The following is a 26,847-nucleotide window of genomic DNA, read 5'->3' on the forward strand; positions in this document are numbered from 1 at the left end:
TGGAGGTGGAGTGGATACAACTACCCATCATCGCGATGCCCCGCCCCCGTGCGGGCCGGCCTCACTCGTTTCCCCTGCAGGTGGCGCCCGGCTCCGGCATGGTCCCGTTGAGCAGGTAGCCGTCGACGGCGCTGTGGATACAGGTACCGGAGCGCCCGTATGCGGTGTGACCGTTGCCCTCCCAGGTCAGGAGCCGGCCGGACTCGAGCTGCTCGGCCATGGCCTGGGACCAGGCGTAGGGGGTGGCCGGATCGCCGGTGGTGCCCACCACCAGGATGGGGGCGGCCCCCTTGGCGTGGATGGGGGCGGGCTCGCGGGTGCCGTTGTGCCCCCATGCCTGGCAGCGCGCGTCCTGGTTGCTCAGCGAGGCGCCGAAGGTCGGCGAGTTCTGGAGGTTCTGCTGGTACTGCCTCTCCCAGCTGGCCATATCGCCCTGGACGGGGATGTCGAGGCAGCTGACGGCGTAGAAGGTCGGAGCGCCCGAGCCACCATCGGCCGCGACCTGCCCCTGGAGCACTTGGATGTAGGAACCGTCCTGCTGGGTGATGGCCTGGTCGAGCGCGTAGGTGAGGAGGCTCCAGTACTCCGAGGAGTACAGGAGCCGGTTGACGACGACGCGGACCGTGCTGCCGTCCACGGTCACGTTCGGGTCGGTGGTCGTCAGCGGCGACTGGTTGGCGGAGGTGATGAGGTCACGAATCTGCTGAACCCCGGCATCGGTGTCGCCGGTGAGCGGGCAGCGCTGCCCCTCCCGGACGGCCAGACCGGCCTGGCACTGCTCGACGTAGGTGCGCAGCGAGCTCTCAAATCCCTGAGCCTGGCCCGCCCCTCGCTGTCCCAGGGACAGGGAGGGGTCCAGGGCGCCGTCGAACACCATACGACCGGTGTTGGCCGGGAAGAGCTCGGCGTAGTGGGCCCCCAGGTACGTGCCGTAAGAGAAGCCCAGGTAGTTGAGCTTCTCATCCCCGGACAGCGCCCGCAGCACATCGAGGTCCCGGGCCACCGAGACCGTGTCCACGTGGTCGAGCAGCCCTGCAGGCTTGGTGCTGGCGGCGCAGTCGGCCTCCTTCTGCTTGTAGTTCTTGGTGATCTCGTCGATGAGTGCCTTGAAGCCGGCACCGCCCGCCGCCGCACCGGCAGCGGGGATCTCAGTGTCCTCCGGGGGCTCCGGATCGACACCGGCGGCGTCTGGTCTGATGGAGCCGGAAAGGGGATCCTCGGCTCCCATCGCTCCCTGGGCCGCTCCTCCGGCCGGTGTCTCACCGGCGACGGCGCAGGTGATGGGGGTCGATTCACCGATGCCGCGCGGGTCGAAGCCGATGATGTCGTAGGACTTGTTGAGATCGGGCGAGAACTCGATCTCGTTCCTCTCCACCATCTCCACCCCTGAGTCCCCGGGGCCGCCGGGGTTGGCGAAGAGACTGCCCTGGCGCACCGAGCCGGTGGCCACGTGCTTCTTCATGGCGATCTCAATGGTCTCGCCCTCGGGTTGGGAGTAGTCCAGCGGCACCGTGACCTTGGCGCACTGAAAGCCCGTCTTGTCCGCGGACTCCTCCATCCCCCCGGTCGCGCCGCAGTCGTACCACTCCACCGTCTGGTTGTAGAAGGACTCCAGCCCTTCGGGAACCGCCGCCTTCGCCGCCGCAGCCGCCCCCGCTGCCGGAGCCGCAGCAGCCGGCACCGCACCGGTCCCCGCCCCCAGACAGACACCGCTCAGAACCGCCAGCATCCCAGCAGCCACCCGACGACTTTGCCCGGCTGCGCTGGCGCCTCCTTCTCGCCTTCCTCTGCTCATCCCAGCAGAAAGGGCGCGACTCCAACGATTGTGCTGCCTTATTCTCGTTTCCATGGTCAGCATCGTATGAACTAACCGCCCGGTGCGTGATCCGACTTAGGGATGAAATACTCGGGTGCTCCAACCCTGCGGGCGCCGTCGTCCTCAGTGCTCTCCGGACGCACCAGTCGCCGGGACGCGGCCCACATCCAGACCCGATCGAACTCGATCTCCATGAGCCGGTACGCCCTGGCCCCGGTGATCGCCCGGGTGGGTTGGAGGGTGGGGCATCCCTTGGCGGGCGGGATAGGACCTGGTGGTCACCTTCCCTCGGCCTGGGGGCGCAGCTGGACCATGAGGGCCTCAACGGCCAGCAGCGGGGCGGCATTGGAGCGCAGGCGGCTGCGGCACTCCTCGATGGCGGCGATCCGCGCCAGGGACTGCTCAGGGGTCGTCGTGCGGGCTGCCTGGTCGACGGCGTCGGACAGATCGAGGTTGACGCGCTCGACGTCGCTGCCCATCTGGGTGGTGAGCACGTCGCGGTAGAAGGACAGCAGGTCGATCATGGCCCGGTCCAGGACGTCGGTGCGGGCGCGCTTGGCACGGCGCTTCTGGTCCTCCTCGAGCTGGCGGATCTGGGCGCGCAGGGCCGCCGGGATCTTCCCGTCGCTCTCCAGACCGAGCGCACGGGTGAGCTCGGCCTTCTCTCGGGCGTCGCGCTCGGCGGTGGCCTCCTTGGCCTCGGACTCGGCGGCCTCGACCAGGGAGGCGGCGCCCAGGACGGCGTCACCGACGCTGCGCAGCGAGACCGGGGCGAGCAGGAGGCGGCGACGCCGGTCCCAGGCTCCGGCGTCGGTGGCCAGGTGCCGGGCGAGTCCGATATGCGACTGGCTGGCCCGGGCGGCCCGGACGGCCAGCTCGGGGTCGGCGCCGTCGCGGCGCACGAGGAGCTCGGCGACGGCCTCGGCCGGCGGGATCCGCAGCGTCACCAGACGGCAGCGCGAGCGGATGGTGGGCAGGACGTCGTCGGCGCTGGGGGTGCACAGCAGCCAGACGGTCTGGGGCGGCGGCTCCTCGATGGACTTGAGCAGGACGTTGGTGGTGCGCTCGGCCATGCGGTCGGCGTCCTCGACGAGGATGACGCGCCAGCGGCCGGTCCAGGGACGGCGCTGGGCCTCACCGATGAGGGTCTTGACCTCGTCCATGGTGATGATGAGCTTCTCGGTGGTCAGGCGCACGACGTCGGGGTGGGAGCCGGCCACGACGTCGCGGCAGGGCTTGCACTGCCCGCAGCCGGGCACCGGGCCGATGCACTGCAGCGCGGCGGCGAAGGCGCGGGCGGCATTCGAGCGGCCCGATCCGGGCGGGCCGGTCACGAGCCAGGCGTGGCTCATCGCGAGCCCGGCCAGTGGGCCCGCTGCTGACCCCACTCCCCCATGTTCTGAGCCGCCCGGTCCCGTTGAGGCGGCTCCGGCGGCACCCGCCTCACGCCGCTCGGCCGTTTCCCGGGCGGCCAGGGCCGCGGCGCTGAAGGCGGCCACGGCGGCCTCCTGACCGACGACGTCGTCCCACACGGTCATGACCGCTCCCCCGACAGGCTCGGCGGCCCCCCGGCGCTGCGGCGGGCCGCCGCCTCGACGAAGGCCTCCAGGCCGACAAGAACCCCCTGGTGAGCGGCGCCGTGCTCGTGGCGCACACCGTGGCGACGCACGGCCGCGACGGCGGCCTCGATGACGTCGTCGGCCACCTGGTCGACGGGTCGGTCGGCGTCGATGACGACGAATCGCTCGGGCTCGGCGGCGGCCAGGGTGAGGAACTGCTCGCGAAGGGCGGTGCGGAAGGTGTCGCCCTCCCGCTCGAGGCGGTCCTTGGAGCCGCGGCCGGTGGCGCGCTGCTCGGCCAGGGCGGGGTCGCCGTCGAGCAGGATGGTCAGGTCCGGTAGGAGGCCCTCAGTGGCCCACAGGGAGAGATCGCGGACCTCGTCGGGGCCCAGCGAGCGGGCCGCCCCCTGGTAGGCGACCGAGGAGTCGAGGTAGCGGTCGGCCAGGACGACGGCGCCGCGCTCGAGGGCGGGCCGCACGCGGGTGGCGATGTGGTGGGCTCGATCAGCGGCGTACAGGAGAGCCTCGGCGCGCGGGGCGACGTACCCGCCGTGCAGGAGAAGGCGCCGAATCTCAAGGCCGAGCTCGGTGCCACCCGGCTCACGGGTGAGGACGTGATCGACGTCGGCGGCGGTCAGGAGGTCGGCGAGGATGCGGATCTGCGTCGTCTTGCCGACGCCGTCGCCTCCCTCGAAGGAGATGAACAGACCGGGGTGGGCCGTGGCGGGGGGCGGCTGAGTCACCCGACCAGCGTAGCGGCCGTGTGGCCCGCCCGGTTTCCAGGCCGGGCGGGCCACAGGATGAAACGGGCGCAGTCAGTCTCAGTCAGCCCTCACAGTCGGCCTCGGTCAGTCGCTCTTAGAGCCCTGCTGGCGGGTCTCGGTATTGCGGCCGAAGTCCTCCACCTTCGGGGTGTTGCCGGCCCAGACCACGTCCGCGTTGGTTCCCTTGACGACGACGCGGTCGACGTCCTTGACGTAGACCTCGGCGTTGGTGCCGGTGATGGTCAGCAGGCCGACGTAGTCGACGAAGACCGTCACGTTGTCCGCTGAGACGGTCAGGTTCTCCACGTCGCCCTCGATACGGACTTCGTCGTTGAGCTTGTCCAGGAGCATGGACGGGGTCGCCGAGACGGTCCGGTCCACGCTCTCAAGGTCGCTCAGCCAGTCGCTGTCGGAGATGGTCGCCTGAGCGCCGGGGCGGCCACCGGCCGCGGGCGGGGCGCTGGCCTCGGGGGCGCCGGCGTCGGTCGAGGCAGCCGGTGCGGCCTGCTCCGGGGTGCTCGGCGCAGTGGCCCGCGCCGGCGGGGTCTGAGAGCTGTTCGCCGGCGTCGCGGACTGTGAGGCGGGTGCGGCCTGCTCGGTTGAGGGGGCCTCCTGGCTCGCGGTGGCGGCGGTGCCCTCGTCGGTGGATCCGCCGCCGATGGAGACGGAGCAGGCGCTGATACCGGTCAGGGACAGGGACACGAGGACGACGGCGGCGGCGCGACGGTGGTTGAGGGGACGAGTGGTCAGGGACATAGTTCTTCTCCGGTATTCAGATGTGGTGAGGGTGGTCAGGTGGACGTGGTGGACAGGCGGCCTGATGATCAGGCGGGTCAGAAGGTCGGGACGAAGACCTCGACGCGGCGGTTGAGGCGCCGCCCGGCGGGGTTGTCGGAGCCGTCAGAGCTCTCGTTGGGGGCGACGGGCCGGGTCTCTCCGTAGCCGACGGACTCGATGGCGGCGGTGACGCCGTCGGAGGTGAGTGCGTCGGTGACCGCCTTGGCGCGCTGCTCGGAGAGCGTCTGGTTGGAGGCGTCGTCGGAGACGGAGTCGGTGTGGCCCTGGACCTGGACCTTGGGGGCCTTGGAGTCCTTGAGGACGGTGGCCAGGTTGGTGAGGGTGGTCGAGGCCTCGGAGCGCAGGTCGGATGAGCCGAAGTCGAACAGAACGCTGTCCTCCAGGGTGATGACCGTGCCGCAGGACTGCGCCGGCTTGGCGGCGTCGATGGAGGGGAAGGTGCCGACCTTGCCGGCCTTGGGAACCGGCTTGGCGGAGACGGTCTTGCCGTTGACGATGGCGCTGCCCGTGCCTTCGTTGACGATGGAGGTGGTGGCGTCGGAGTAGGTTCCGGAGCCGTCGCCGTTGTTGACGATGGAGACCTCGCCGCGGCTGTAGGTGCCCGAGCCGTCGCCGCCCAGGACGATGGACTCCCCGGTAGCGGAGTCGCTGTAGGTCCCCGAGCCGTCACCATTGACAGTGACGGAGAGGTGGTCGTCGCTGTAGGTGCCCGAGCCGTCACCATTGACGACGATCGAGACCTTGCCGTCGCTGTAGGTGCCCGAGCCATCGCCGTTGTTGACGATGGAGACCTTGCCGTCGGAGAAGGTCCCGGAGCCGTCGCCATTGTTGGTGACTGCGGTTGATCCTGAGCTCGTGGTCATCGAGCCGTCGCCGCCGAGCACCGTGGAGCCGGAGACGAGCGAACCGCTCGCGTCGCAGCGGGCCGGCCTGACCGTGACGCCGGGCTGGGAGGTGATGGAGCGGGTGAGGTCCGGGGTGAAGGCGCCCGTGGACTGGGTGAGCAGGCTGAGATCCGGCAGTGCGAACATGGGGATCGGAGGGATCTGGCCGGGCTCGTAGCCTGCGACGGCCTGGCCCGTGGAGGCGGTCGTTCCCGTCGCCGGGGCGGAGGTGGAGCCCTTGGCGCTTCCCGCGGCGCTGCTGGTGTCCGAGCCGACCTGGGTCTCCTGGCTCTGGGCCTGCGACGACGAGCCGCCTCCGATGGACAGGGAGCAGCCGCTCAGGGCGAGGGTGGTGATGAGGGCGAGGGAAGGCAGGGAGACGAGTGCTTTTGTCATGACCTGAACGTTACCGTCGCGTTGTCGCTGCTCGGTCCCCACGCTGTCGCAGTCCTGCGACAGGCCCCTGGTGGAGCGACTCCAGAGTCCTCGACCGGGGTCGGCCGGGCCGGTCACGTCGCACTCACCGGGCCCGCGACGGGCAGGCTCAGCCACACCCGGGTCCCCACGCCCTCGCGGGAGGCCATGCGCACGCTGCCGCCGTGGCGGCGCACGATCGTCGCCACGAGCGCCAGCCCGAGTCCCGAGCCCGGCAGGCCCCGGGCGTTGCCGGCGCGTGCCAGCTCGCTCCACACCGCCGGCAGGTCCGCCTGCGGCACCCCGATCCCGGTGTCGGCCACCTCGATGGTGACGGTGCCGGACTCCTCCCGGCCGCGCACCTCCACCGTCCCGCCCGGCCCGGTGTACTTCGAGGCGTTGGAGATGACGTTGTAGACGGCCGAGTACAGCAGGTCGCCGTCGCCGCGCACGTGCGACAGCGGCCACGGCACCTGCGGCAGGTCCAGGCGGATCCTGGGCGCTCCGCCCCGGGCGGCGCCCTCCTCGCTAACCGCCTGGGCGGCGTCCTGCACGGTCTCGGCGATGTCGACGTCCTCCAGCGACAGCGCAGCCGTCTCCAAGTCGGCCAGCTTGCGCAGATCCGTCACCAGGCGCCCCATCCGGCGGGCCTGGGCGTCGACGACGTCGACCCTGGCCTGCAGCTCCTGAGGACGAGCCTGCGGAAGGTCGGCGACGGCGGCGCGCACCGCCGTCAACGGGTTCTTCAGCTCGTGGTCCAGTCTGCGCAGGAACTGCTGGTGGTGGGCCCACGCCTCCTGCTGGGCCTCGCGGCGAGCCCGCTCGATCGCCAGCCGTTGTCTGCGTCGCCCCACGGCGATGAGGAGGGCGAGCAGCAGGACACCCACCCCGGTCTCCAACACCACGAGCGGCACCGTCGTCGTGACGAGCAGGGGCACCAGGCCGTAGACGGCGTAGGCCCCGGCCACCGCACCGGCGACGGCCACCAGCGCGAGCACCCACCCGACCCATATCCTCCCGGACGCCCCGTCCGCCGTGGAAGCAGGGCTGACCGGGGCGGCCGGGAGGATATGGGTCGGGTGGGTGTGAGGAGGGCGAGCAGCAGGACACCCACCCCGGTCAGCCCGGCCTCCACGGCTCTGCCATTACCCATCGCGGGCCGCCCGGCCGTGGGATGAGCGATCGCGGGCCGCCCGGCCGTGGGATGAGCGATCGCGGGCTGGGCGGTCGGCGGCTGCACTGTCGTCGGCTGAGGCGTTGGTGCAGAGGCCGGTGACCGCCGGGCCGGCGGATGCGGTGCGCCCGCGAGGGGCCGGTGGATCTCCACCGTCCGGGGTCCGCCCGGGTCGACCGTCGGCGGCAGGTACCTGGTGCGGCCGTCCTGCGAGGACGGCCGGGGCGGGAACGAGGGCGGCAGGTCCGACGCCGGCGGCGTAGGCGACTGACTCATGCCTGGACCCCGGCCCGGAAGCGGTAGCCGACGGAGGGGACCGTCTCGATGTAGGTGGGGTGAGCGGCGTCGTCGCCCAGAGCCTGGCGGATCTCGCGGATGCGGTGGTCGACTGCGCGCGTGGACGTGGCGAAATCGATGCCCCACAGGGAGGCCAGCAGGTCGTCGCGCGTGTGGAGCTCGCCGGGGTGGCTCATGAGGTAGTCCAGGAGCGCCGTGGCCTTCGGGGTGAGGGCCACCTCGCGTCCGGCCAGGGTGACCCGCCGGGAGGTGCGCTCCAGGACCAGCTCGCCGGCCACCAGCCTGGAGGCGGAGATCAGCGGCTGGGCCATCCCCCGGGTGCGGCGCAGGACGGCGCGGATCCGGGAGGCGAGCTCGGCGGGGTCGAAGGGCTTGGACAGGTAGTCGTCGGCGCCGTCATCGAGCGCCGAGACCCGCTCGTAGGAGGCGTTGACCTGGGTGAGCAGGATGATGGGGGTCCAGGCCCCGCCCGCCCGTACCCGACGCACCAGCTCGCGCCCATCCATCCTGGGCATGAGGACGTCGGAGACGATGATGTCCACCTGGTAGGAGGCCAGGAGATCCAGGGCCTCCATCCCGTCCGAGGCGAGCAGGATCCGGTACCCGCTGCGCTCCAGGTAGGGGCCCAGCGAGCGGCGGATGGGGGCTTCGTCGTCGACGAGCAGGACGGTGGCGGACGGAGCCGGTGCGGTGGGCTGAGTCACGGCAGCCTCACTGAACGAGCTTCCCGGTGGTGTTGCCGGCACCGCTGTCCTGGATCGTGGGGTCGTCGCCCAGCCAGTAGACGGTGACGTTGGAACCCATGATGGTGAGGTGGTCGATGTCGCGGGCGTAGACGGTGACGTTGGAGCCCTGGATGGTGAGGACGTCGACCTCCTCAGCGGCGATCTTGACGTCGGATCCCTGGACCATGAGCGAGTCGAGGTCGCCGACCAGGTTGAGGGTGCTTCCGGAGCCCTGGACCGTGTGGGCGCCGAAGACCTCCGTGCGCTGCCCCGTGCTCTGGATGTCCTTCCAGGTGGCGTCCGTGATGGGAGCGTCGTCACCGTCCCTGTCGTCGTCTTGGTCGTCGGAGTCGGTGGAGGTCCTGGCCGAGGATCCCGAGGAGGCCCGGGAGTCGGACTTCGCCGTGCCCTGGGAATCGGACGTGGCGGAGCCGTTGGAGTCGGCGCTCTTGGCCCCGGTCTGCTTGCTCTGCTCGGCCTGGGTCGCGGCCGATGACCCGGACTCGCCTGAGCCGGAGCGGTTGGCGGACAGGGAGCAGGCGCCCAGGCTCAGGGCCAGGGCCAGGGCGGCGGTACCGGCAACAACAGTCTTGGGCAGCGACATGACGGGGTCCTCTCAGGAATGCATGTGGGGAGTTGTACACAAAATACAATACCGGCCAGTTGTGCCATCCTCGTCGCCGAGATGTCGCAGTGCTGCGACCAGGGGCGCGATGGTGCTCACGGAACAACAACATCGCTGTGCGGCCCCGCCACCCGTCCGTGCGCCCTTGGAGCTCCGGCTCGCCGATCCGAGGAGACGTCAACACGGCAGAGCCCCGAGACTGTACTGACGAGCGCGCACTTGACCGGCCGGCTAGGACTCCTTCGACGTGCTCGCCCTGCTCCCCGTGCTCTTCTTGGCCGCGGTCTTGGCGGTGGACTTCGACGCCGTCTTCGTCGTGGTCTTCTTGGTGGTGGTCTTGCGGGTGGTGCGCTTCTTGGCCGGGCCCTTGGCGCGCTTCTCCGCGAGCAGCTCGAAGGCGCGCTCGGGTGTGACGGTGGCCGGGTCGTCGCCGCGACGCAGGGTCACGTTGGTCTCCCCGTCGGTGAAGTAGGGGCCGAAGCGGCCGTCCTTGATGACCACGGGCTTGCCGGTGTCCGGGTCCTCGCCGAGCTCGCGCAGCGGCCCGCGGGCGGCCGCCTGCCCCCGGCGCCGCTTGGGCTGGGCGAAGAGCTCCAGGGCCTGCTCCAGGGTGACGGTGAAGATCTGCTCCTCGGTCTCCAGGGAGCGCGAGTCCGTGCCCTTCTTGAGGTAGGGACCGTAGCGACCGTTCTGGGCGGTGATGTCCGCCCCCGACTCCGGGTCCTGTCCGACGACGCGCGGCAGGCTCAGCAGGTCCAGGGCCTGCTCCAGGGTCACCGTGGACAGGTCCATGGAGCGCAGGAGGCTGGCCGTGCGGGGCTTGGGCTTGGCAGCCTTGGCGGCCTTGGCCGTCTTCCTCGTCTTCGCGGTCCTCGCAGTCTTCGCAGACTTCGCTGTCTTCCTGGTCGCTGCTTCACCGGCCTCGTCGGCTGCAGCGGCCGAGTCGGCGTCGGCGGTCCCGGCCGCCCCAGCCGTCTCCTCGGGGTCGGGCAGGACCTCGGTGACGTAGGGGCCGTAGCGGCCGTCCTTGGCGATGATGACGTGTCCGCTGACCGGGTCGACGCCCAGCTCACGGCCGTCGTCGGCGGCCCGGGCGAAGAGCTCTCGGGCCTTGTCCACGGTCAGCTCGTCGGGGGCGACGTCGGCGGGCACGTTGGCGCGCTTGCCCTCGGTGTCCTCCAGGTAGGGGCCGTAGCGGCCCACCCTGAGGGTGATACCCCCACCGATCTCGATGGAGTTGACGGCGCGGGCGTCGATCTCGCCGAGGTTGTCCACCAGCCCCTTGAGCCCCTGGGCCCGCAGCTCTGCGGCGGAGGCGGCCGCGGCGTCGAGCTCGCCGGCGGCCGCGGCCTCGGCGATCTCCCGGGCGACGGTGTCGGGGGCGCCCTGGCCGTTGTAGAAGCGTCGCAGCCAGGCCACCCGGTCCTCCTCGCCGGCGGCGATCCGGTCGAGGTCGCGCTCCATGGAGGCCGTGAAGTCGTAGTCGACCAGCTCGGTGAAGTTCTCCTCCAGCAGGCGGGTGACGGCGAATGCGAGCCAGGTGGGCACCAGGGCCTGCCCGCGGTGGTCCACGTAGCCGCGATCGGAGATCGTGGACATGGTGGCCGCGTAGGTTGAGGGGCGGCCGATCTCGCGCTCCTCGAGGGCCTTGACCAGGGAGGCCTCGGTGTAGCGCGGCGGCGGCGTCGTCTCGTGGCCCGCGGCCTCGGCGGCCAGGGCGGCCAGCTCCTGACCGGCGATCATCGCGGGCAGGCGCACGTCCTTGGAGTCCTTGGCGGCGGCGCCGGAGTCGTCCTGGTAGCGCTCGGCGTCGCGCCCCTCCTCGTAGGCGGCCAGGAAGCCGCGGAAGGTGATGACGGTGCCCGACGCCGTCAGGCCGGCCGTGGAGAAGGTGGGACCGGAGTCGCGCGACTCGCCGGCCGCCGGGGTCAGGGGCACCTCGACGGTCACGGTGGCGGTCGAGCCGACGGCGTCGGCCATCTGGGAGGCCACCGTCCGCTTCCAGATGAGCTCGTAGAGGCGGAACTGGGCGCCGGTGAGCTCGCCGGAGACCTGGGCCGGGGTGCGGAAGTGGTCGCCGGCCGGGCGGATCGCCTCGTGAGCCTCCTGGGCGCCCTTGACCTTGGAGGCGTAGACGCGGGGGCGCTGGGGCACGTACTCGGCGCCGTAGAGCTCGGTCACCTGGGAGCGGGCCGCGGCCACTGCCTGGCTGGACAGGACCGTGGAGTCGGTGCGCATGTAGGTGATGAAGCCGTTCTCGTAGAGGCCCTGCGCCACACGCATGGTCTCCCGCGGGTTCATGCGCAGCTTGCGGGAGGCCTCCTGCTGGAGCGTGGAGGTGGTGAAGGGGGCCGCCGGGCGACGCTTGTAGGGCTTGTCCTCGACGCCGACCACCCGCGGCTCACCCCGGCTGATGGCCTCGGCGACGGCGGTGGCCCCCACCTGGTGGAGGTGGACGGCGGAGGCCTTGACGGCGGCCGGGCGCAGCTGACCGGCGTCGTTGAAGTCGCGGCCGGTGGCCACCCGCCGCCCGTCGAGGCTGACGAGGCGGGCGGCGAAGGAGGCGTCCTGACGGGCGGTGACGTCCACCGGGGACAGGACGGTGGAGAAAGTGGCCTCCACCCCCCAGTAGGAGGCCGAGCGGAAGGCCATGCGCTCACGCTCGCGCTCGACGACGAGGCGAGTGGCCACCGACTGGACGCGCCCGGCGGACAGGCCGGCGCGGACCTTGCGCCACAGGACCGGGCTGACCTCGTAGCCCACGAGGCGGTCCAGGATGCGGCGGGTCTCCTGGGCGTCGACGAGATTGATGTCCAGGTCGCGGGTGTTGTTCAGGGCCCGGGTGACGGCCTCGCGGGTGATCTCGGTGAAGACCATGCGGCGCACCGGCACCTTGGGCTTGAGGACCTGCTGGAGGTGCCAGGCGATGGCCTCGCCCTCGCGGTCGTCATCGGTGGCCAGGTAGAGCTCGTCGGCGTCCTTGAGGGCCTTCTTGAGCTGGGCGACCGTCTTCTTCTTGTCCGGGTTGACGACGTAGTAGGGCGTGAAGTCGTCCTCGACATCGACCGCGAACTTGCCGTAGGGCCCCTTCTTCATGGTGGCGGGCAGCTCGGAGGGCTGCGGCAGGTCGCGGATGTGCCCCACGGAGGCCTCGACGTCGAACTCCGGACCGAGGTAGCCGGCGATGGAGCGCACCTTGTTGGGGGACTCCACGATGACGAGCTTGGTGGACACGTAAAGCCTTCCTCACGGGCGGTGCGCGGCTGGCCGCGCCTGGCGGGGTGGTCGATGGTTCGCGACGTCGGCGGGGCCGGGCGATCTTCGTGCGATCAGGACGATCCGGGCGATCAGGGCCCCTGACGAGGGTGTGCGGCAGGGGAGGCGGCTCGCGCCGGCTCTCAGCCGACTGTAACGCACCGCCCACCTTTTCCAACCAGGCAGCGCACGGAAAACGACTTTCGTCTCAACGGGCTGGGCCCGAGGCAGCCGGCCGCCGGCAGGCGGTTGCTCGGGTCCACGGGACTCGGATCGGAGGAGCCTCAGATGAGCTCGGCCAGGGCGCTGCGCACGGCGGCCAGGCGCTGGGCGGCGATGCTCTCGTCGTAGGGCAGGTGCAGGCCGCGGCACTCGGCGGCCAGCTCGGCCAGCGAGCGGACCTCCGGGAAGCCGCGCGAGGTCAGCTGGGCGACCTCGTCAACGACTGGCGAGCCCGACGAGCCCGCCCCGCCGCCGCGCAGGTCCACCCACTGGCCCAGGCGTCGAGCCGCCCGGTCCAGGCTGGAGGTGACCGTGCGCAGGGCGTCGTTGAGCTGGGCGACCTGGGTGCTCACGGTGCGCAGCACGGGCCCCAGCCCACGGAAGCCGGACTCGAGGGCCTCGCACAGGTCCGTCAGGGAGTGCATGGCGTCCACCTCGCTGCCGTCGAGGATGGACTGGGCGAAGCGTCCCACCATGAGGGTGAGCAGCCGCATGAGGGCCACGGAGAAACGCAGCTCGGTGACCGACTGGTGCAGGACCTGCAGGCGCGAGGGCAACCCGGTCAGCTCGGCGCCGGCGGCACCGGTGAGCTCGGAGATGCGCTCGGCGAGCATCTGCGCCTTGGTCTGGGTGCCGTTGCCGACGTCGTGGGAGACCAGCTGGCCGATGCGCCCCACCCGCGCCTCCACCGCCCGGGCCGAGTCGTGGGTGGCCTCCATGGTGGTGATGAGGCGCAGGTACTCGTCGAGCTCGAAGACCAGGGCGTTGGTGTCCTTCTCCATGGCGGCCACCGTGTTGAGGATCCGGGCCACCGCGCCCAGGCTCTCGGGGGCGGCCGCCGGGACGCGTACCCCGGAGCTGACCAGGGAGGCCACCTCGCGCGGCAGGGTCGCCAGCGTCATGTCGTGCAGGGAGGAGAAGCCCAGTGTCTGGAGCTCTGCGGCCAGCTCGCGGCCGCCGAACTCACCGAGCTGGTGGCGCGAGGCGCCGCGGGCCTGAAGGTCGCGCTCCTTGGCGCGCACCCGCCGGTAGGCCTCCTCGACCTTGCCCCGGGTCACGTTATCCATCGGCTTGATCCGCACCGACAGGAAGCCCTGACGCAGTGGCACGATCGTGGCGAAGACCCGGTAGTCCAGGCCGTCCACCGCACGGTTGGTGATGTAGCCGCAGGCCGGGCGCTGGGACTGCAGATCGTCCCAGATGAGGCGGAAGAGACCGGCCGGCATGTCCAGGTGCCGGATGATGTTGTGGGGAGCTCCAATGAGCCGCTCACGCGAGTAGCGAGACAGCGTGTCGAATGTCCTATTGGTGTTCTGAATGACACCTTTGAGGTCCGTGGTGGAAAAGAAGATGTCCTGAGGATCGAACAAACGCTCGTACCCGACCTGCGATTCCATGGGCGCTCTCCTTCATGGTAGATGGTTCGCGGGAGCACCTCGTCGAGGACCATTTCCCTAGCTCCTCACACAGTGCCAGAAAAACCTTAATGACATGCGCGGGCCCGCGGAAGACTGTTTACGACATTGTCACCAGTAAGTTGGGACCTATCTTGTAGATTTCGACTAACTACGCCCCCAGCTGGCCCAGGGTCTCGCGAACCGTCGCCACCCGCTCACGGATGACGGACTCATCCAGGGTCACGACGACACCACGGGCCTTGGCGGCCAGCTCGGCCAGGGAGGCCGTCTCCGGGAAGCCCTGCTCGCCCACGGCAACGGCCTCGCGCAGGGCGGCCTCGGCGTCGACGCCGTCGACCAGCGCCTGGGTGCCCTCATCCTGGAGAGCGCGGATCCAGCGCTGGAAGGGCCGCTTGACACGGTCGAGGTTGCTGACCACGCCGCGCAGGTCGCCCTCCAGGCGCTCGGCCAGGTTCGCGGCCTCCTGACAGGAGGGCACCAGGGACTCCAGGTCGGAGAGCATCGCCTCGGCGAGGTCGCCGATGGCGTCGGCGGACTCCCCCTCCTCCCCGTCCAGGACGGCGGCCGCGAAGATTCCGACCATGAGCGTGTGCAGACGCATCATCGAGCTGCGGAAGCGCACCTCCGAGGCCGCCTCGTAAAGCGCCACGAGGGAGGAGTTGAGCTGGCGGAGCACCTCGACGGCCTGGGCGCTGCGATCCTTGACGCGCTCGGAGACCGTGGGGACGGAGGACTCGTCGTCGGGGCTGGTCACCTCGCCCATGAGGTCGCCCACGCGGTTGGCCCGCTCGATGACCGAGCGCACCCCGCCGGCCCAGGAGCCCAGCCCGTTGATGAGCTCCTGGTACTCCCCCAGCTGATAGACGAGCTCGTCGGTGTCCCGCTCAATCGCGGCGACAGCCTGAAGGACGGCGAACATGGGGTTGTCCGACTCAGCGCGCGGCGGGACCCGGACCCCCTCCACCACCAGCAGGGCCAGCTCGCGCGGGAGGGCGGCCCGAGCGAAGTTGTGCAGGTCGCGGTACTGGAGCCCCGCCAGCTCCTCGGTCAGCAGCGCCGCACCGTGCTCGGCGACCTCCCGTCGTCCGTGCCCCTCCTCGGCGTAGGCGCGCTCGGCGGCCCGTACCCTGGAGTAGATCTCCTTGATGGGGGTGAACATGGCATGGTTGGTCGGACGCACGCGCACGGACAGGTAGCCATCCGTCAGCGGGGTGACCGTCGCGAAGACCCAGTAGTCCAGTCCGTCCTTGGCCCGGTTGAGCACGTAGACGCAGGACGAGCGCCCCTGCTCCAGCTCATCCCACATGAGCTTGAAGGCCCCGGCGGGCATGTCATCATGACGAATAATGTTGTGCGGAGAGCCAATAAGCTCCTCAGCGCTGTAACGGGACAGCGAATCGAATACCCGGTTCGTCCTGCGAATGACACCTTTGGTATCCGTCGTCGAGAAGAACAGGTCCTCGGCACCGAAGCGGCGCTCGTTGCCATCGACGTATTCCATGACTCTCCTGCAATGGTAGGGGGAATCGGTCACCGCCGGATTACCGACCGCGACACGCTGAATAGAGAGACGGCTGAGATTCCACTAAACCGCCTTCTGTGCGACTACGCTACGAAGTAACGTTATGGTGCACACGGATGTGGGGATCAACAACCGAGACGCACGACCGCATAAGCATGTCACAGCACCCACCCCTCTGGGTCGCCGTTGGGTCTCAGATCGGTAACACAGTCGAGACACAGGTTGCGCTGTGGTCGAGCACAGCGCCTTCCTGTTGAATAGACGATGTGACTAACGCCCCCACCGAGAACCTCACCCGCGCTGACGGTTCCCCCCTGCGCGTCCTGGTCGTCGACGACGAGCAGATGCTCGCCGATCTGCTCGCCTCCGCCCTGCGTTACGAGGGCTGGGAGGTCACGACTGCCGGGACCGGGATCGCCGCGGTCCGATCCGCTCAAGAGATCGACCCCGACGTCATCGTCCTGGACATCATGCTGCCCGACTTCGACGGCCTGGAGGTCATGCGCCGGGTGCGCGGCCACAGCCCGAACGTGCCGGTCCTGTTCCTGACCGCCAAGGACGCCGTCGAGGACCGGGTGGCCGGACTGACCGCCGGCGGCGACGACTACGTCACCAAGCCCTTCTCCCTGGAGGAGGTCGTGGCCCGCCTGCGCGCCCTGCTGCGCCGTTCGGGGGCCAGCGAGGAGAAGCCCGCCTCCCTGCTGGAGGTCGGGGACCTGCGCATGGACGAGGACTCCCACGAGGTCTGGCGCGGCCAGGACGAGATCCAGCTGACCGCCACCGAGTTCGAGCTGCTGCGCTACCTCATGCGCAACCCCCGCCGGGTCCTGTCCAAGCCGCAGATCCTGGACCGGGTGTGGAACTACGACTTCGGCGGGCAGGCCAACATCGTCGAGCTCTACATCTCCTACCTGCGCCGCAAGATCGACAAGGGCCGCGAGCCCATGATCCACACAATGCGTGGCGTCGGCTACGTCCTCAAGCCCGCCGTCGGCGCCGGCGAGCGCGTCTGACGGCCCGGAGACACCGAATATGCCGGATACGTCAGAGACGTCGGGCCTCCCGGCACCGGACGGCGGGCAGACCGGTCCGCGGACTGGCTGGGGAACCGGTCGCGGCTCATGGTGGTCCGGTCCGAGCCCGCGCCGCCCCCGCAGCCTGCGCACCCGTCTGGTGGCCGGGGTGCTCGGGCTGGTCCTCATCATGGCAGCGGTCATGAGCACCTTCTCCACTGTCAGCCTGCGCCACACCCTCATGGCCCGCACCGACAGCCAGCTGACGGCAGCCGCCCAGCGCGCCGCCGTCAAGCGCCACGACCTCGAGCAGGAGGCCAAGGACGCCCAGGAGCAGGGGCCCCAGAGCAACCAGGACAGCCAGGCCGGCGGAGCCCAGGGGCCCGAGGGGGCGGAAGGAACCGACCCCGGCAAGCAGGGGGTTCCTCCCGGGCTCGACGCGGCCGGGCAGTCCACCGGCACCCTGACGCTCATCGCCCCGGCGTCGTCGAGCTCCAGCAGCGAGGCGGCCGCCTACATCGACAAGGACGGCCACTACGCGGCCATCTCCCAGGAGGACTGCCGGCGCCTACTGTCGGAGGCCACCCGGGACCACCCCGTCACCGTCCATCTGCACCACCTGGGAAGCTACCGGGTCCTGGCCACGCGGGACGAGGTCTCGGGGGACACCGTCATCACCGGCCTCTCCCTGGAGGGGGACAGGGCGCTCATCCGCTCCCAGCTGCTCATCGAGCTGGTGGTCGCGATGGTGGGCGCCCTGGTGGTGGCCCTGGCCGGACGGGCCATGGTGCGCTCCTCGCTCGCCCCCCTGGAGCGGGTGGCCCGTACCGCGCACCGTGTGGCCTCCCAGCCGCTGGAGCGCGGCGAGGTGAGCATCGAGGACCGGGTGGCCGGGACGGACCTGGTCTCCTCGGCCGAAGTCGGTTACGTCGGCGGCGCCCTCAACACGCTGCTCGGACACGTGGAGTCCGCACTGACCGCCCGGCAGCGCTCTGAGACGCAGGTGCGCCAGTTCGTGGCCGACGCCTCCCACGAGCTGCGCACGCCGCTGGCCTCGATCCGCGGCTACACCGAGCTCATCCACCGAGAGGGCGCCGACGCCGACCTGCCGGAGGAGGCCACCTACGCCCTGGAACGCGTGCACTCCGAGTCGGTGAGAATGACGGCGCTCGTGGAGGACCTGCTGCTGCTGGCGCGCCTGGACGCCGGGCGCGAGCTGCGCCGTGAGGAGGTGGACCTGGTCGGGCTCCTGGTGGACACGGTGGCCGACGCCCGTGCGGCCGGGCCGGACCACGACTGGCAGCTGAACCTGGCCGCCCTCAGGCCCCCGGCCGATGCCACGCCGGAGGAGGCCGAGGACTTCCTGCCCGAGCCGCCGCTGGTCATCGGCGACGAGGCGCGCCTGCGCCAGGTCGTCGTCAACCTCCTGGCCAACGCCCGGGTCCACACACCCGCCGGCAGCCACGTGACCACGACGCTGGAGCGCGAGGGCGGCACCCTCATCGTGCGCATCCACGACGACGGCCCCGGTATCGCGCCGGAGGTGCGCGACCGCCTCTTCGAGCGCTTCGCCCGCGGGGACTCCTCGCGCGAGCGGCGCACCGGCTCAACGGGGCTGGGCATGTCGATCGCCCTGGCGATCGTCCAGTCCCACGACGGCAGCATCGACGTCGAGTCCTCCACGGCGCCCGAGGACCACGGGACCACCTTCACCGTCAGGCTCCCGGCCGCCGCCGTCGAGGGGTAGAGCCCGTGCCCGAGGCCCGTGCCGGGAGGTGAGGCGCGCGATCTCCGGGCGGGAACGTGCCACACGTACGGGTACCGGATTCCTGCCGCCGAACGCGCAGACCGCATCCGACGGCGTCGAATGTCCCCGGCCGCCGGATCTGGCGGAATCAGACGGCGGGCTCAGCCGGCGTCTCCATGAACCGGGAGCGTCCGTCAGTCGCGGTGACGGGGCTCGTGCTTGCTCCGGGTGCGGCCCCAGTCGGTGAGCGACACGAGCGCGGACAGCGCCAGGCAGGTGACGCCGACGACGGCCACAGACCCGGTGGCGTAGGCGCCGAAGAGCTGCCAGCGCGTGTCCGGGCCCTCCAGGTGCCTCCACACCCAGAGCCCCAGACCGAGCGCCCCCAGGGTGCACACGACGCCGACCGAGGCCAGCAGGACGTTGCCGATGAACTGGTTCCACAGGCGCGGCCCGGCGGCGGTCACCGGGATCGTCCCCACGGTGGTCAGCTCGGGCACCTCACCGGAGTCCTCCTCCCCGGTTCCTGAGCGCAGGGACCAGGGGGCCCTCCAGGCACCGCCGGCCACCGCGAGCGCCCCCCAGGCCACGGGCACGAGGATCCCGGCCAGGACGTCGGAGGGGCGGTGCCACTGGCACACGAGGGTGGAGTAGCCCATGGCGATGGTGAACAGGGCGCCGGCCCAGGCCGACAGCACCCGCCAGCGCCGCCCGGACAGCAGGATGAGGGCGATGGCGGCGGAGGCAGCCATGGTCGTGTGCCCTGAGGGCAGGGTGTTGGCGTTGTCCCAGCGCTCGGTGATGTCGAAGTCGGGGCGCCACAGGATCCTGTACTTGAGGAGCTGGGTGGTCAGGTTGGCCCCCGCCACAGCGACGACAGCCCACACGGCCCGGCGGTGGCTGCGTCGCAGCAGGCCGATGATCAGGATCGTCACCACGAGGATGACGGCCGCCGGCATCGAGACCATGGACAGCAGGGTGCGGGCGTGGGTGCTCACGTAGTGAGAGCCGATCTCCGACCCCTCCAGGGCCATGGCGTCGAGGACCTGACCGGTGTGGGTGTACACGAACAGGCACCACAGGCCGATGGTCGCGCCCAGGCAGGACAGGGCCAGCAGGCTCCCGCGCAGGCGCAGCTGTCCCAGAGAGCAGGTGGTCTGCGACTGGAGAGAGGACACCGGTCGATCGTAGGTTCTCCAGTGCACCCATCAGTAGAAAGACGGCCGCGATTCCTGTGCGGGACTGCTCACGGCTCCCGATGTCCGGGACCGCCGGGCGGATCGCTCGACGGCTCGCCGGCACCGTCGGCGGTGCTGGCGGCGGAGGAAGCGGAGACGTCCTTGAGATGGCGGCCGGGCCATCGCTCGCTCCCGCCGACGTCGTCGGCCTCCCCTGAAGCGCCGGGCCCGCCCGAGCCCCCGCTGTCCTCACTGCCGTCTTCACTGCCGACGAGGGTGTCGGCGCCCCCGTGGGCGCCCTGAGTCCCCTCGTCGTCGGCGGCCTGATCCCGACGACGGCGGAGCAGCCACCACAGGCGGCCGAGGATGCCGACGACCACCGCCAGGATGATGACGACGGCGACGATGATGACCTTCATCCAGGTCTGCATGGGGGCGGGCAGCGCCTTGGCCTCCTCGGCCGCGGCGGCCGTGGGGTCCATGGGGACGCGCTCACCGGTCACCAGGAGGCGGTGGGAGTTGACGCCGTAGGGCGTGCAGGTGATGAGCGTGACCAGGTCGCGGCCGGGCACCTTGCGCAGGGAGTCGGTCTCCTCGGGCTTGACGACCGTGATCTCGGTGACCTCGTACTTGAGGGTCTGTCCCAGGGAGGAGATGTAGAAGGCGTCGCCCTTCCTGAGCCGGGTGAGGTTGTCGAACATCGTGGCCGTGGGAAGACCCGTGTGCCCGGTCAGGACGGCGTGGGTGGAGGAGCCGCCGATCGGCAGGCTGGTTCCGAACAGGTGCCCGACGCCGTCGGCCAGGGTCCGTGTCTCGGTGCCGTGGTAGACGGGCAGGCTCACATGGATGGAGGGGATGGCGATGCGAGCCATGACGGGGTCGATGTCGAGCTCGTGGAGGTAGGCCTGGTACTGGGGGGTGTCGGGGCGCTGGGACTCGAGCCAGGGGTCGAGGATCGGCGCGCTCTCCAGGCTGTTGTTGTAGGCCTCGGCGGACGCGCGCTTCGCGGCGATGGTGTCGGGGCCCGCGGCGTTGACGGTTGCGGTGTACATGTCGGCGAGACGCTGCTGCTCGTCGTTGTTGTGCTGGGTCGCCATGACCGGGTAGAGGAGGACGGCGACGCCGACCAGGACCAGGACCAGCGGGAGCCAGCTCAGGAGGCGCTCGCGCAGCGACGTGCGGCGGGAGGCCCTGCACGTCCTTCCGGTGCCTTCGGCGCCCTCGGTGCTCGCGGCGCCCCCCGCATCCTTGGAGTCCGGGGCGTTCTCAGTCGGCTTGTTGTCCTCGGGCCCGGCGGGCTCGCCATGGGCCGGAGGATCCTGGGGAGACCCGGAGAGTCGGTGGTGACGTGAGAGGAGTAGCGCTGTCACGGCAGAACCGTGCCTTTCCTTCATCGGGTGGTTGTTGGTGGGCCCCTCCCGCAAGGCGGGGCCGGGGAGCCTCCGGCGTGGCCGGGGCGAACGGGTGAGTGGGGGCAGCGATGTCCCTGCGGGGGAGACGAAGGGGCTCGTCTCCCCCGCACAGGGAACGGTCTCCTGCACCGGGGCAAGGTTCCCGAGGTCCCGGAGCCCCGGTGACCCCAGTGCTCTCCTACTGCTTGACGGCGTTGCGACGCTTGTTGGCGTAGGCGACCGCCGCGCCACCGGCCACCAGCAGGGCACCGGCGACGGTGAGGAAGATGATGCCGTTGGCACCGGTGAGGGGCAGGCGGAAACCGGCGTTCTTCGGGACATCGATGACGGTCACCTCAGTCGCCTGCTTGGCCTCGGCCTTGGCGGCGAGGATCTGGAAGGGGATCGGGTCGGTCTGGAGGGTGTAGCCCTCGGGCGCCTTGGTCTCCACGAGGCAGTAGTGGTCGTCGTTGGTCAGCGGGGTCTTCTGAGCACCGTTGACGTAGTCGTTGGCGCGCAGGTAGCTGATCTCAACCGTGCCCTGACCGGTGGTGGTGAAGGTGCTCTGACCGCCAATGGTCAGCGGGTTCGTGCCGGGGGTGGTGGGGTCGGCGTCCTTGAGGGTGGCACCGCTGTCGGTCTTGGTGCACTCGTAGACCTGGAACTGCGCGCCGTTGTACCTGGTCTTGTCCTTGAGGTCATCCGTACCAGTCTTGGTGACCTTCACCTTGCCGTACTTGGACAGGACGGGCTTGGTGGGCACACCGGGGACGTTCGTGGTGGGGTTCTCCGGGTCCCAGGTGATGCCGGGGTTGTCATTGGGGATGAGGCTGGCGACGTTGGAGAGGGTTTCCTCGAAGTTGACGTTCGCATCGAAGGCGGCGGTGAGAGTCACCTGCACATTGGTCTCTCCAGAGCCGGCGGCACGGGCCTCGGCCAGCTTGCCCAGACCATCCGGCGTCATCGTCACCGTGAGGTAGTTGTGCTTGTCCCCGGCAGGACCGGGCGCCACCGTCAGGGTGTAGTCGGTGCCCTTCTCCAGCTGGGTCTCGGGGTTGACGATCTTGACGACCGGGTTCAACGAGGTGACGTCGGACTTGATGCGGGAGTCGAGCTGGTCGATCACCTGGTAGCGCTTGAGGGTGGCGCCATTGGCGACGTCGACCTTCGGGATGGAGGTGGTGATGGTGTAGGCCAGGGAGTGGCCCGAGCCGGCGGCAGGCTCGTCCTCAACCTTCTTGTCCACACCGGAGACCGTGTTCTTGGGGTAGATGTGGACGTTGTAGTTCCACTCCGAGGTTTTCTCCGGGTTGGTCATCGGCAGGGTGACGACGAAGTCATCGGCCGGAATGACCTGGGCGGGGGTGCGGGTCTCACTGACGAGGTAGGCGCCGACGTCGGTCTGGGAGGCGTCGAAGGTGGCCAGGCCATCGCTCCCGGTGGTGATCGTGCGCGTGGTGGCTTGGTCCTTGAGTTCTCGGGCTTTGGCGACATCGCCCTCGAGCTTGGCCAGGGCCTTCCACCCGGAGTCGGTGGTGAGGTCGACGTTCAGCTTGGTGATGGTGAACTCGACGCCGGCGACTGGCTTGCACTCGGCCGTGGGGTCCTCGTTACCGGTGCCCTCCTTGACCCCGTTGGTGTCGGTCTGCTCGCACTTGTGGATGGTGAGCGAGGTGTCGGCACTGCCATCGACGGTGGAGGTATTGGCGTCGGCAGGCGCCGCCGCGCCGGTCGGGGCGACGAGCGCGCCCGCGGCGAGCGTCATCGCGGCGGCGAGGCCGAGGCCCCGGCGCATGGTGAGGGAGTGCATGGCTGTTCTCTCCTGTGGTTGTGGGATGACATAGGGATATGAGGTGACCCGCGCGCGACGCAGCGGAGTCGGGTTCTCCTCGCGTTCAGGCGGCGTGCCTGGGTGAGGAAGCCTTCTTGGAGCGCAGCGCCAGCAGGGCCGCGCCGGTGAGGGCCGCCATGGCGACGGCGACGTTCACCCCGATGCCGCCTCCGCCGGACAGCGGCAGGGTGCCGATCTGGACGTCTCGGACGGTGATCGTGTCGTCGGCCCTGCTGGCCCCGCTGCGCGAGACGGTCAGGGCCGAGCCGCCGGGATCGGGGGTGATGAGCTCGATGCCGGACTCCGTCACCTTGAAGCGGGCGGGCCTGGCCATGAGCTGGTGCCCGGCCGGGGCCTTGGTCTCCACCAGCCAGTACTCGCGGTTGAGGGCCAGGCCCGTCGTGGTGAAGGTTCCGGTGCCCTTGCCTCCGGTGAAGGTGACGCCGTCGGTCAGGGGCTTGGCGCCCGGGGTGGCGGGGTCCATCGGGTAGATGGCGAAGGCGGCGTCGTCCAGGGGGCCCTGGCTGCCGGTCTTGATGATCGACAGGACGCGCTTGCCTGCGTCGGGTGAGACATTGGCGCAGGCCGCGTCGTGGTCCGGGCGGGTGTCGGAGTCCTTGCCCGCCTCGGGGACGACCTTGTTGTAGAGGCCGTGGCCGGCAACGAGGCGGCCGTTGTGCGCGGTGCAGGACAGCAGGTCCTCGCCGTAGCCGGCCGCCGACGGGTCGATGTTGACGGTGAAGGTCACGGTGTAGCGGATCCGCGTTCCCGGGGAGAGGTTCTCGTTGTCGGACAGCCGGTAGGAGCCGTCGGCCTGCGGGGTGACCGTGCGGGTCCGCTCCGTCTCCCGCTGGACCTTGACCGCGGTGGGCGTCAGCCCGGGGGCGAAGGACGGGGCGTCGTTGATGGGGCCGGTGGCCGCGGTCAGTGAGCCCTCGTTGATGACGCTCACGGTGTAGACGACGTCGAAGGTGGAGCCGGTGCCGGGCTGGACGGCGACCTCCTTGGAGAACTTCAGCGTGCCGGAGGTCGACAGGCAGGCCTGGTTGTTCTCCTCGCCGTCGGCGTCACCCTCCATGGCGAGGGTGTTGACCAGACCGGAAGGACTGCCGTCGGCGCGCAGGTGGCCGCACTGGAAGTCGGACTCGGTGAAGCCCGGCGTGCTCTCGCGGACCGTGAAGGTCACCTGGACGGTGAAGGTGCGCCTGCCGCCGTCACCGCCGGCTCGCCGGGCCGCGGCGAGGGTCTCACCGGTTCCGGCCTTGGCGAGGGTAATCGGACCGGCGAGGGTCCCGGTGCCGGCGTTCACCCCCGGGACGGTGACGCCGCGGGCGTCGGCGCCCTTCTCCAGCACCCTCACCTGGCTCAGGTAGGTGCCCGTGGGCATCTGCGGAGTGTCGGTGAGGTCTGCGACCACGGGGCTGGCGGCCAGCGAGGTGTTGGTGACCGTGACCGTGTAGCTGGCGGTGAAGGTGCCATCGGCGTTGCGGACCACGTCGATCGGGGTCTTGGAGGCCTTGAACCGGGGGTTGGGGGGCAGGGTGCCGCAGGCGGCCGCCTCCTGGGGCCGATCATCGCCCTTGGTGGTCACCGAGGCCTTGTTGTAGACGGCCTTGCCCTGGCCCACTGCAGCGGGCTGGCAGGTCCCCTGGATGCCGGGCAGTCCGACGTCGGGTCCGGAGACGTTGAGCACCACCGTGTAGGTGTGCTTCTGGCCCGCGGGCAGCGTGATACCGGTCTTGGCGTAGGGGACGTCGGCCTGAGGCGTCTCCGTGCCGGTGATGGCGCCGCCGGAGACACTGACCTTGTGGACCGTGACGCCGTTGGGGACCTGCCAGGCGTCGTTGAGGTCGTAGGTGAGGTCCGCCTTGGCCGAGGGGTTGGTCACCGTGATCGTGTAGGTCTGGTCGAAAGTGGTCCGGCCGTCGACCTTCTCGGTGCTCTTGGCGACCTTGGTGAAGGTCTTGGCGATACCGGCGTGCGGGACCACGGAGTTGACGACCTTGACCCGGACACCGCCCTGCGTGGAGTCGGGCACGGTGAAGGTGACGCCTCCGGCGTTGCCCTTCGTCGGGGCGACGGCGGTCGAGGCGACCTCGGTCTCCGTGCGGTCCTTGAGGGTCACCACCTGGAAGGCGGCCGGGTCCTTCCAGCTGACCGAGCCGCCGGCGGTCGAGGCGGGCTGCTTGAGCCCCTTGGCGACATGGGCGTCCTCGGTGATGGTGCAGGTGGCGCCCACGCGCTGGGCGGGCAGGTCGGCGGCCTTGCCCTTGGCGTCCACCGAGATCCTTCCGGTGGAGGTGCCCTGGCCGTCCGGTCCCGGCGTGCAGGTGTAGGACAACCAGTAGGAGCCGGCCGTGGCGGCATCGGAGGCGCCGTCGACGGTCTTGGCCGCGCTGACCGGGGTCTGAAGGGGCTTGTGGTGGACGGTGCAGGTGACGTTGCCGCCCTCGGGCAGCACGAGCTGTCCCTCGCCGTTGACCGGGACGTCGGAGCCGTCGCCGTCGGTGCACGTCCAGGGGCCGTTCTGGGTGTAGCCCTCCGGCCCGGAGCCCACGGTCAGTGCGTAGGTGCCGCCGGCGGTGCTGATTGCGGTGACCTGCGCGGTGCCGCTGGCCCCGGTGATGGTCTTCTGCCCGAAGAGTCCGGAGACCGTGGGCGTGGCCGACAGGGTCCACTCGTTGGGCTTGGCGGTGCCGGAGTCGACGACGTTGACGAGGGTCAGGTGCCCGGGCGCGATGACGTACTCGTTGTGCCAGACGCACTTGATGGCGATCTCGTCCTGGTACTCGGCGAGCTGGGTCTCGTCCAGACGGACGGTCTGTTGCTGAAGGTTGACCGAGTCGGACTGATCCAGGCGGGTGACCCCGTCGCGGCGCATCAGCGGCGTCCCCTGGGTGCCGGTGGTGCAGGTGATACCCCGCAGGAACCATCCGGTTCTGAGGGCCTCTCCAGCTCTTCTGTCGACGGCGCCCTGAGGCGAGGCGTCAGCCTCCTGAACCGTGGCGGCATCGTTGGGGGACAGCAGGGTGTAGGTCCGCGGGTCCACGGCCTCGCCGCCCCAGGTGGGGGTGAGGCCGGAGGGGGTGCCCCAGTTCTCGTGGCCGTAGGTGCCCTCCGGTGAGGCGTTGAGGTAGCTGAACTGAGGAATCGTCAACGAACCGAGGACGGAGGGGTCGGCCTTGACGTCCTTGGCGAAGGTGACGGGACGCTCCTGCTCCAGGGAGCCGTAGAGGCACCCGTAGGAGATGGCCCGCTCACGGGTGATGAAGCGCTCCTCAAGTCCTGCGGACTCGGCCTTGGACAACTGGGCCTGGCAGTTGCCGGAGCTTCCGTTGTTGACGAAGCCCCAGAGCTTCAGCTTGTACCTGATGCCGGTGCTCGGGTCGGTCCAGGCGGTGTCCGAACGGTCGGACTTGATGTCGAGGATGTCGTCCGAGCAGCTGCGCCCATTTTTGTCCGTGTAGTTCTCGGTCATATATCCGTCGAACCGCACCAGACGATTATTCTGGTACATATAGCTGTACTTGCGGCCATAACGTCCGACATTTCCTTTGGAGTCATAGGCGTAAGAAGTTGGAATCCTCTCCTCCTCCCTGCCATAGTCTCCAACGATCAGCCTGCCGTCAGAATCGATCTTCCCGGTACAGGTGTTAATCGTGTCTTTTTCCACCCAGGGGAAGTTCGCCTCGATCGTTCCGGCCGTCCGGACATTGAAGCTCCCGTAATAAGCCGTTTCCGGCCTGGCCGGGTTGGTGACCTCGCTGAGATCGGAGTAGATGGGACGATTGACGTGCCTCATCATCCCGACAAGAAACACCTGACCGGCTTTGATGGACGTGGTGTTGGAGGGCTGGAAGCCCAGGGAGGACTGACTGCCCCAGGAAGGGTCGCCCTCAAAGTCCGGACAGCTCCCATCGAGCTCCTGACGCCCGTAGCCGACGGTGGCGTAGGCTCCACTGCTCCCCTTGACGACGTCGGTGGAGTAGTCGCCACCGGTGGGCGAGTAGCGGATGCAGGCGCGAGTGGAGGCCCATTGCCACGGGAGCGCCGAGTAGTAGTAGCCGCCCGCCCTATCAGTAATAGCGTCGCTCCCCTCGGTGTTGCGCACGTAGGAGATCTGCGCCGAGGTCTCCCCCAGAGGGACGCTGAGGTCGCTCGTGGCCGCATCCGCGGACGGAGCCAGCCATGGAAAAGCCACCACCGTCACCGCA

General features: G+C 69.9%; 17 protein-coding genes. 2 read left to right on the top strand and 15 right to left on the bottom strand.

The genetic code is table 11. The features are described 5' to 3' along the window. Positions 1–61: 61 nt before the first annotated feature. The 11 genes from BQ8008_RS09755 to BQ8008_RS09805 all read right to left on the bottom strand — a co-directional run bounded on the left by BQ8008_RS09755 (position 62) and on the right by BQ8008_RS09805 (position 15,452). A complete protein-coding gene (locus tag BQ8008_RS09755) occupies positions 62–1,729 on the bottom strand; it encodes an alpha/beta hydrolase (protein ID WP_108834862.1) in 1,668 nt (555 codons plus the stop codon). Between the two features lie 365 nt (positions 1,730–2,094). After that, entirely contained in the window at positions 2,095–3,354 is a 1,260-nt protein-coding gene (locus BQ8008_RS09760; protein WP_108833840.1) for a DNA polymerase III subunit delta', read from the bottom strand. Further along, positions 3,351–4,118, bottom strand: coding sequence for a dTMP kinase (gene tmk, locus BQ8008_RS09765; RefSeq protein ID WP_108833841.1), 768 nt, complete (start codon positions 4,116–4,118; stop codon positions 3,351–3,353). Before tmk ends, BQ8008_RS09760 begins: the two co-directional genes overlap by 4 nt. 105 nt (positions 4,119–4,223) lie before the next feature. Beyond that, positions 4,224–4,895: a DUF3060 domain-containing protein gene (locus tag BQ8008_RS09770; RefSeq protein ID WP_108833842.1), complete on the bottom strand. Its 672-nt coding sequence runs from the start codon at positions 4,893–4,895 to the stop codon at positions 4,224–4,226. Between the two features lie 77 nt (positions 4,896–4,972). After that, complete coding sequence (locus BQ8008_RS09775) at positions 4,973–6,217, bottom strand: OmpA family protein (RefSeq protein WP_108834864.1); 1,245 nt, start codon at positions 6,215–6,217, stop codon at positions 4,973–4,975. A gap of 113 nt (positions 6,218–6,330) precedes the next feature. Next, entirely contained in the window at positions 6,331–7,233 is a 903-nt protein-coding gene (locus BQ8008_RS09780; RefSeq protein ID WP_234415337.1) for a sensor histidine kinase, read from the bottom strand. Between the two features lie 448 nt (positions 7,234–7,681). Beyond that, positions 7,682–8,410, bottom strand: a complete 729-nt coding sequence (locus BQ8008_RS09785) for a response regulator transcription factor (RefSeq protein WP_108833844.1) — start codon at positions 8,408–8,410, stop codon at positions 7,682–7,684. A 7-nt stretch (positions 8,411–8,417) separates the two neighbouring features. Next, entirely contained in the window at positions 8,418–9,035 is a 618-nt protein-coding gene (locus BQ8008_RS09790; protein WP_108833845.1) for a DUF3060 domain-containing protein, read from the bottom strand. Between the two features lie 252 nt (positions 9,036–9,287). Further along, positions 9,288–12,290: a type I DNA topoisomerase gene (gene topA / locus BQ8008_RS09795; protein WP_108833846.1), complete on the bottom strand. Its 3,003-nt coding sequence runs from the start codon at positions 12,288–12,290 to the stop codon at positions 9,288–9,290. A gap of 305 nt (positions 12,291–12,595) precedes the next feature. Then, positions 12,596–13,930, bottom strand: a complete 1,335-nt coding sequence (locus tag BQ8008_RS09800; RefSeq protein ID WP_108833847.1) for a diguanylate cyclase — start codon at positions 13,928–13,930, stop codon at positions 12,596–12,598. Between the two features lie 169 nt (positions 13,931–14,099). Further along, on the bottom strand, positions 14,100–15,452 hold the full coding sequence (locus BQ8008_RS09805) for a PAS domain S-box protein (RefSeq protein WP_108833848.1): 1,353 nt from the start codon (positions 15,450–15,452) through the stop codon (positions 14,100–14,102). A 287-nt stretch (positions 15,453–15,739) separates the two neighbouring features. On the opposite strand from BQ8008_RS09805, the gene BQ8008_RS09810 reads away from it, so the two are divergent. Both BQ8008_RS09810 and BQ8008_RS09815 read left to right on the top strand, forming a co-directional pair. After that, positions 15,740–16,486 carry a response regulator transcription factor gene (locus BQ8008_RS09810; protein WP_108833849.1) on the top strand — a complete coding sequence of 249 codons (747 nt, stop codon included), beginning with the start codon at positions 15,740–15,742 and terminating at the stop codon, positions 16,484–16,486. A gap of 19 nt (positions 16,487–16,505) precedes the next feature. Further along, positions 16,506–18,233, top strand: a complete 1,728-nt coding sequence (locus BQ8008_RS09815) for a sensor histidine kinase (protein WP_108833850.1) — start codon at positions 16,506–16,508, stop codon at positions 18,231–18,233. Positions 18,234–18,427: 194 nt separating this feature from the next. Here BQ8008_RS09815 and BQ8008_RS09820 read toward each other — a convergent pair whose 3' ends face one another. From BQ8008_RS09820 to BQ8008_RS13920, 4 genes are all read right to left on the bottom strand, one after another. Next, entirely contained in the window at positions 18,428–19,411 is a 984-nt protein-coding gene (locus BQ8008_RS09820; RefSeq protein ID WP_108834866.1) for a phosphatase PAP2 family protein, read from the bottom strand. A 68-nt stretch (positions 19,412–19,479) separates the two neighbouring features. After that, positions 19,480–20,781 carry a class C sortase gene (locus tag BQ8008_RS09825; protein ID WP_108833851.1) on the bottom strand — a complete coding sequence of 434 codons (1,302 nt, stop codon included), beginning with the start codon at positions 20,779–20,781 and terminating at the stop codon, positions 19,480–19,482. Positions 20,782–21,001: 220 nt separating this feature from the next. Further along, positions 21,002–22,612, bottom strand: a complete 1,611-nt coding sequence (locus BQ8008_RS09830; protein WP_108833852.1) for a SpaH/EbpB family LPXTG-anchored major pilin — start codon at positions 22,610–22,612, stop codon at positions 21,002–21,004. An 85-nt stretch (positions 22,613–22,697) separates the two neighbouring features. Further along, positions 22,698–26,834, bottom strand: a complete 4,137-nt coding sequence (locus BQ8008_RS13920) for a SpaA isopeptide-forming pilin-related protein (RefSeq protein ID WP_267896221.1) — start codon at positions 26,832–26,834, stop codon at positions 22,698–22,700. Positions 26,835–26,847 lie beyond the last annotated feature (13 nt).

Source organism: Actinomyces sp. Marseille-P3109, assembly GCF_900323545.1.
In the GTDB taxonomy this organism is placed as follows: domain Bacteria; phylum Actinomycetota; class Actinomycetes; order Actinomycetales; family Actinomycetaceae; genus Actinomyces.

Bases quoted from the DNA above. Each gene is read 5' to 3' on its own strand.
- BQ8008_RS09805 (WP_108833848.1), bottom strand. From the start codon at position 15,452: ATGGAATACGTCGATGGCAACGAGCGCCGCTTCGGTGCCGAGGACCTG.
- BQ8008_RS09760 (WP_108833840.1), bottom strand. From the start codon at position 3,354: ATGACCGTGTGGGACGACGTCGTCGGTCAGGAGGCCGCCGTGGCCGCC.
- BQ8008_RS09815 (WP_108833850.1), top strand. From the start codon at position 16,506: ATGCCGGATACGTCAGAGACGTCGGGCCTCCCGGCACCGGACGGCGGG.
- BQ8008_RS09800 (WP_108833847.1), bottom strand. From the start codon at position 13,930: ATGGAATCGCAGGTCGGGTACGAGCGTTTGTTCGATCCTCAGGACATC.
- BQ8008_RS09830 (WP_108833852.1), bottom strand. From the start codon at position 22,612: ATGCACTCCCTCACCATGCGCCGGGGCCTCGGCCTCGCCGCCGCGATG.
- BQ8008_RS09790 (WP_108833845.1), bottom strand. From the start codon at position 9,035: ATGTCGCTGCCCAAGACTGTTGTTGCCGGTACCGCCGCCCTGGCCCTG.
- BQ8008_RS09755 (WP_108834862.1), bottom strand. From the start codon at position 1,729: ATGCTGGCGGTTCTGAGCGGTGTCTGTCTGGGGGCGGGGACCGGTGCG.
- BQ8008_RS09770 (WP_108833842.1), bottom strand. From the start codon at position 4,895: ATGTCCCTGACCACTCGTCCCCTCAACCACCGTCGCGCCGCCGCCGTC.
- BQ8008_RS09775 (WP_108834864.1), bottom strand. From the start codon at position 6,217: ATGACAAAAGCACTCGTCTCCCTGCCTTCCCTCGCCCTCATCACCACC.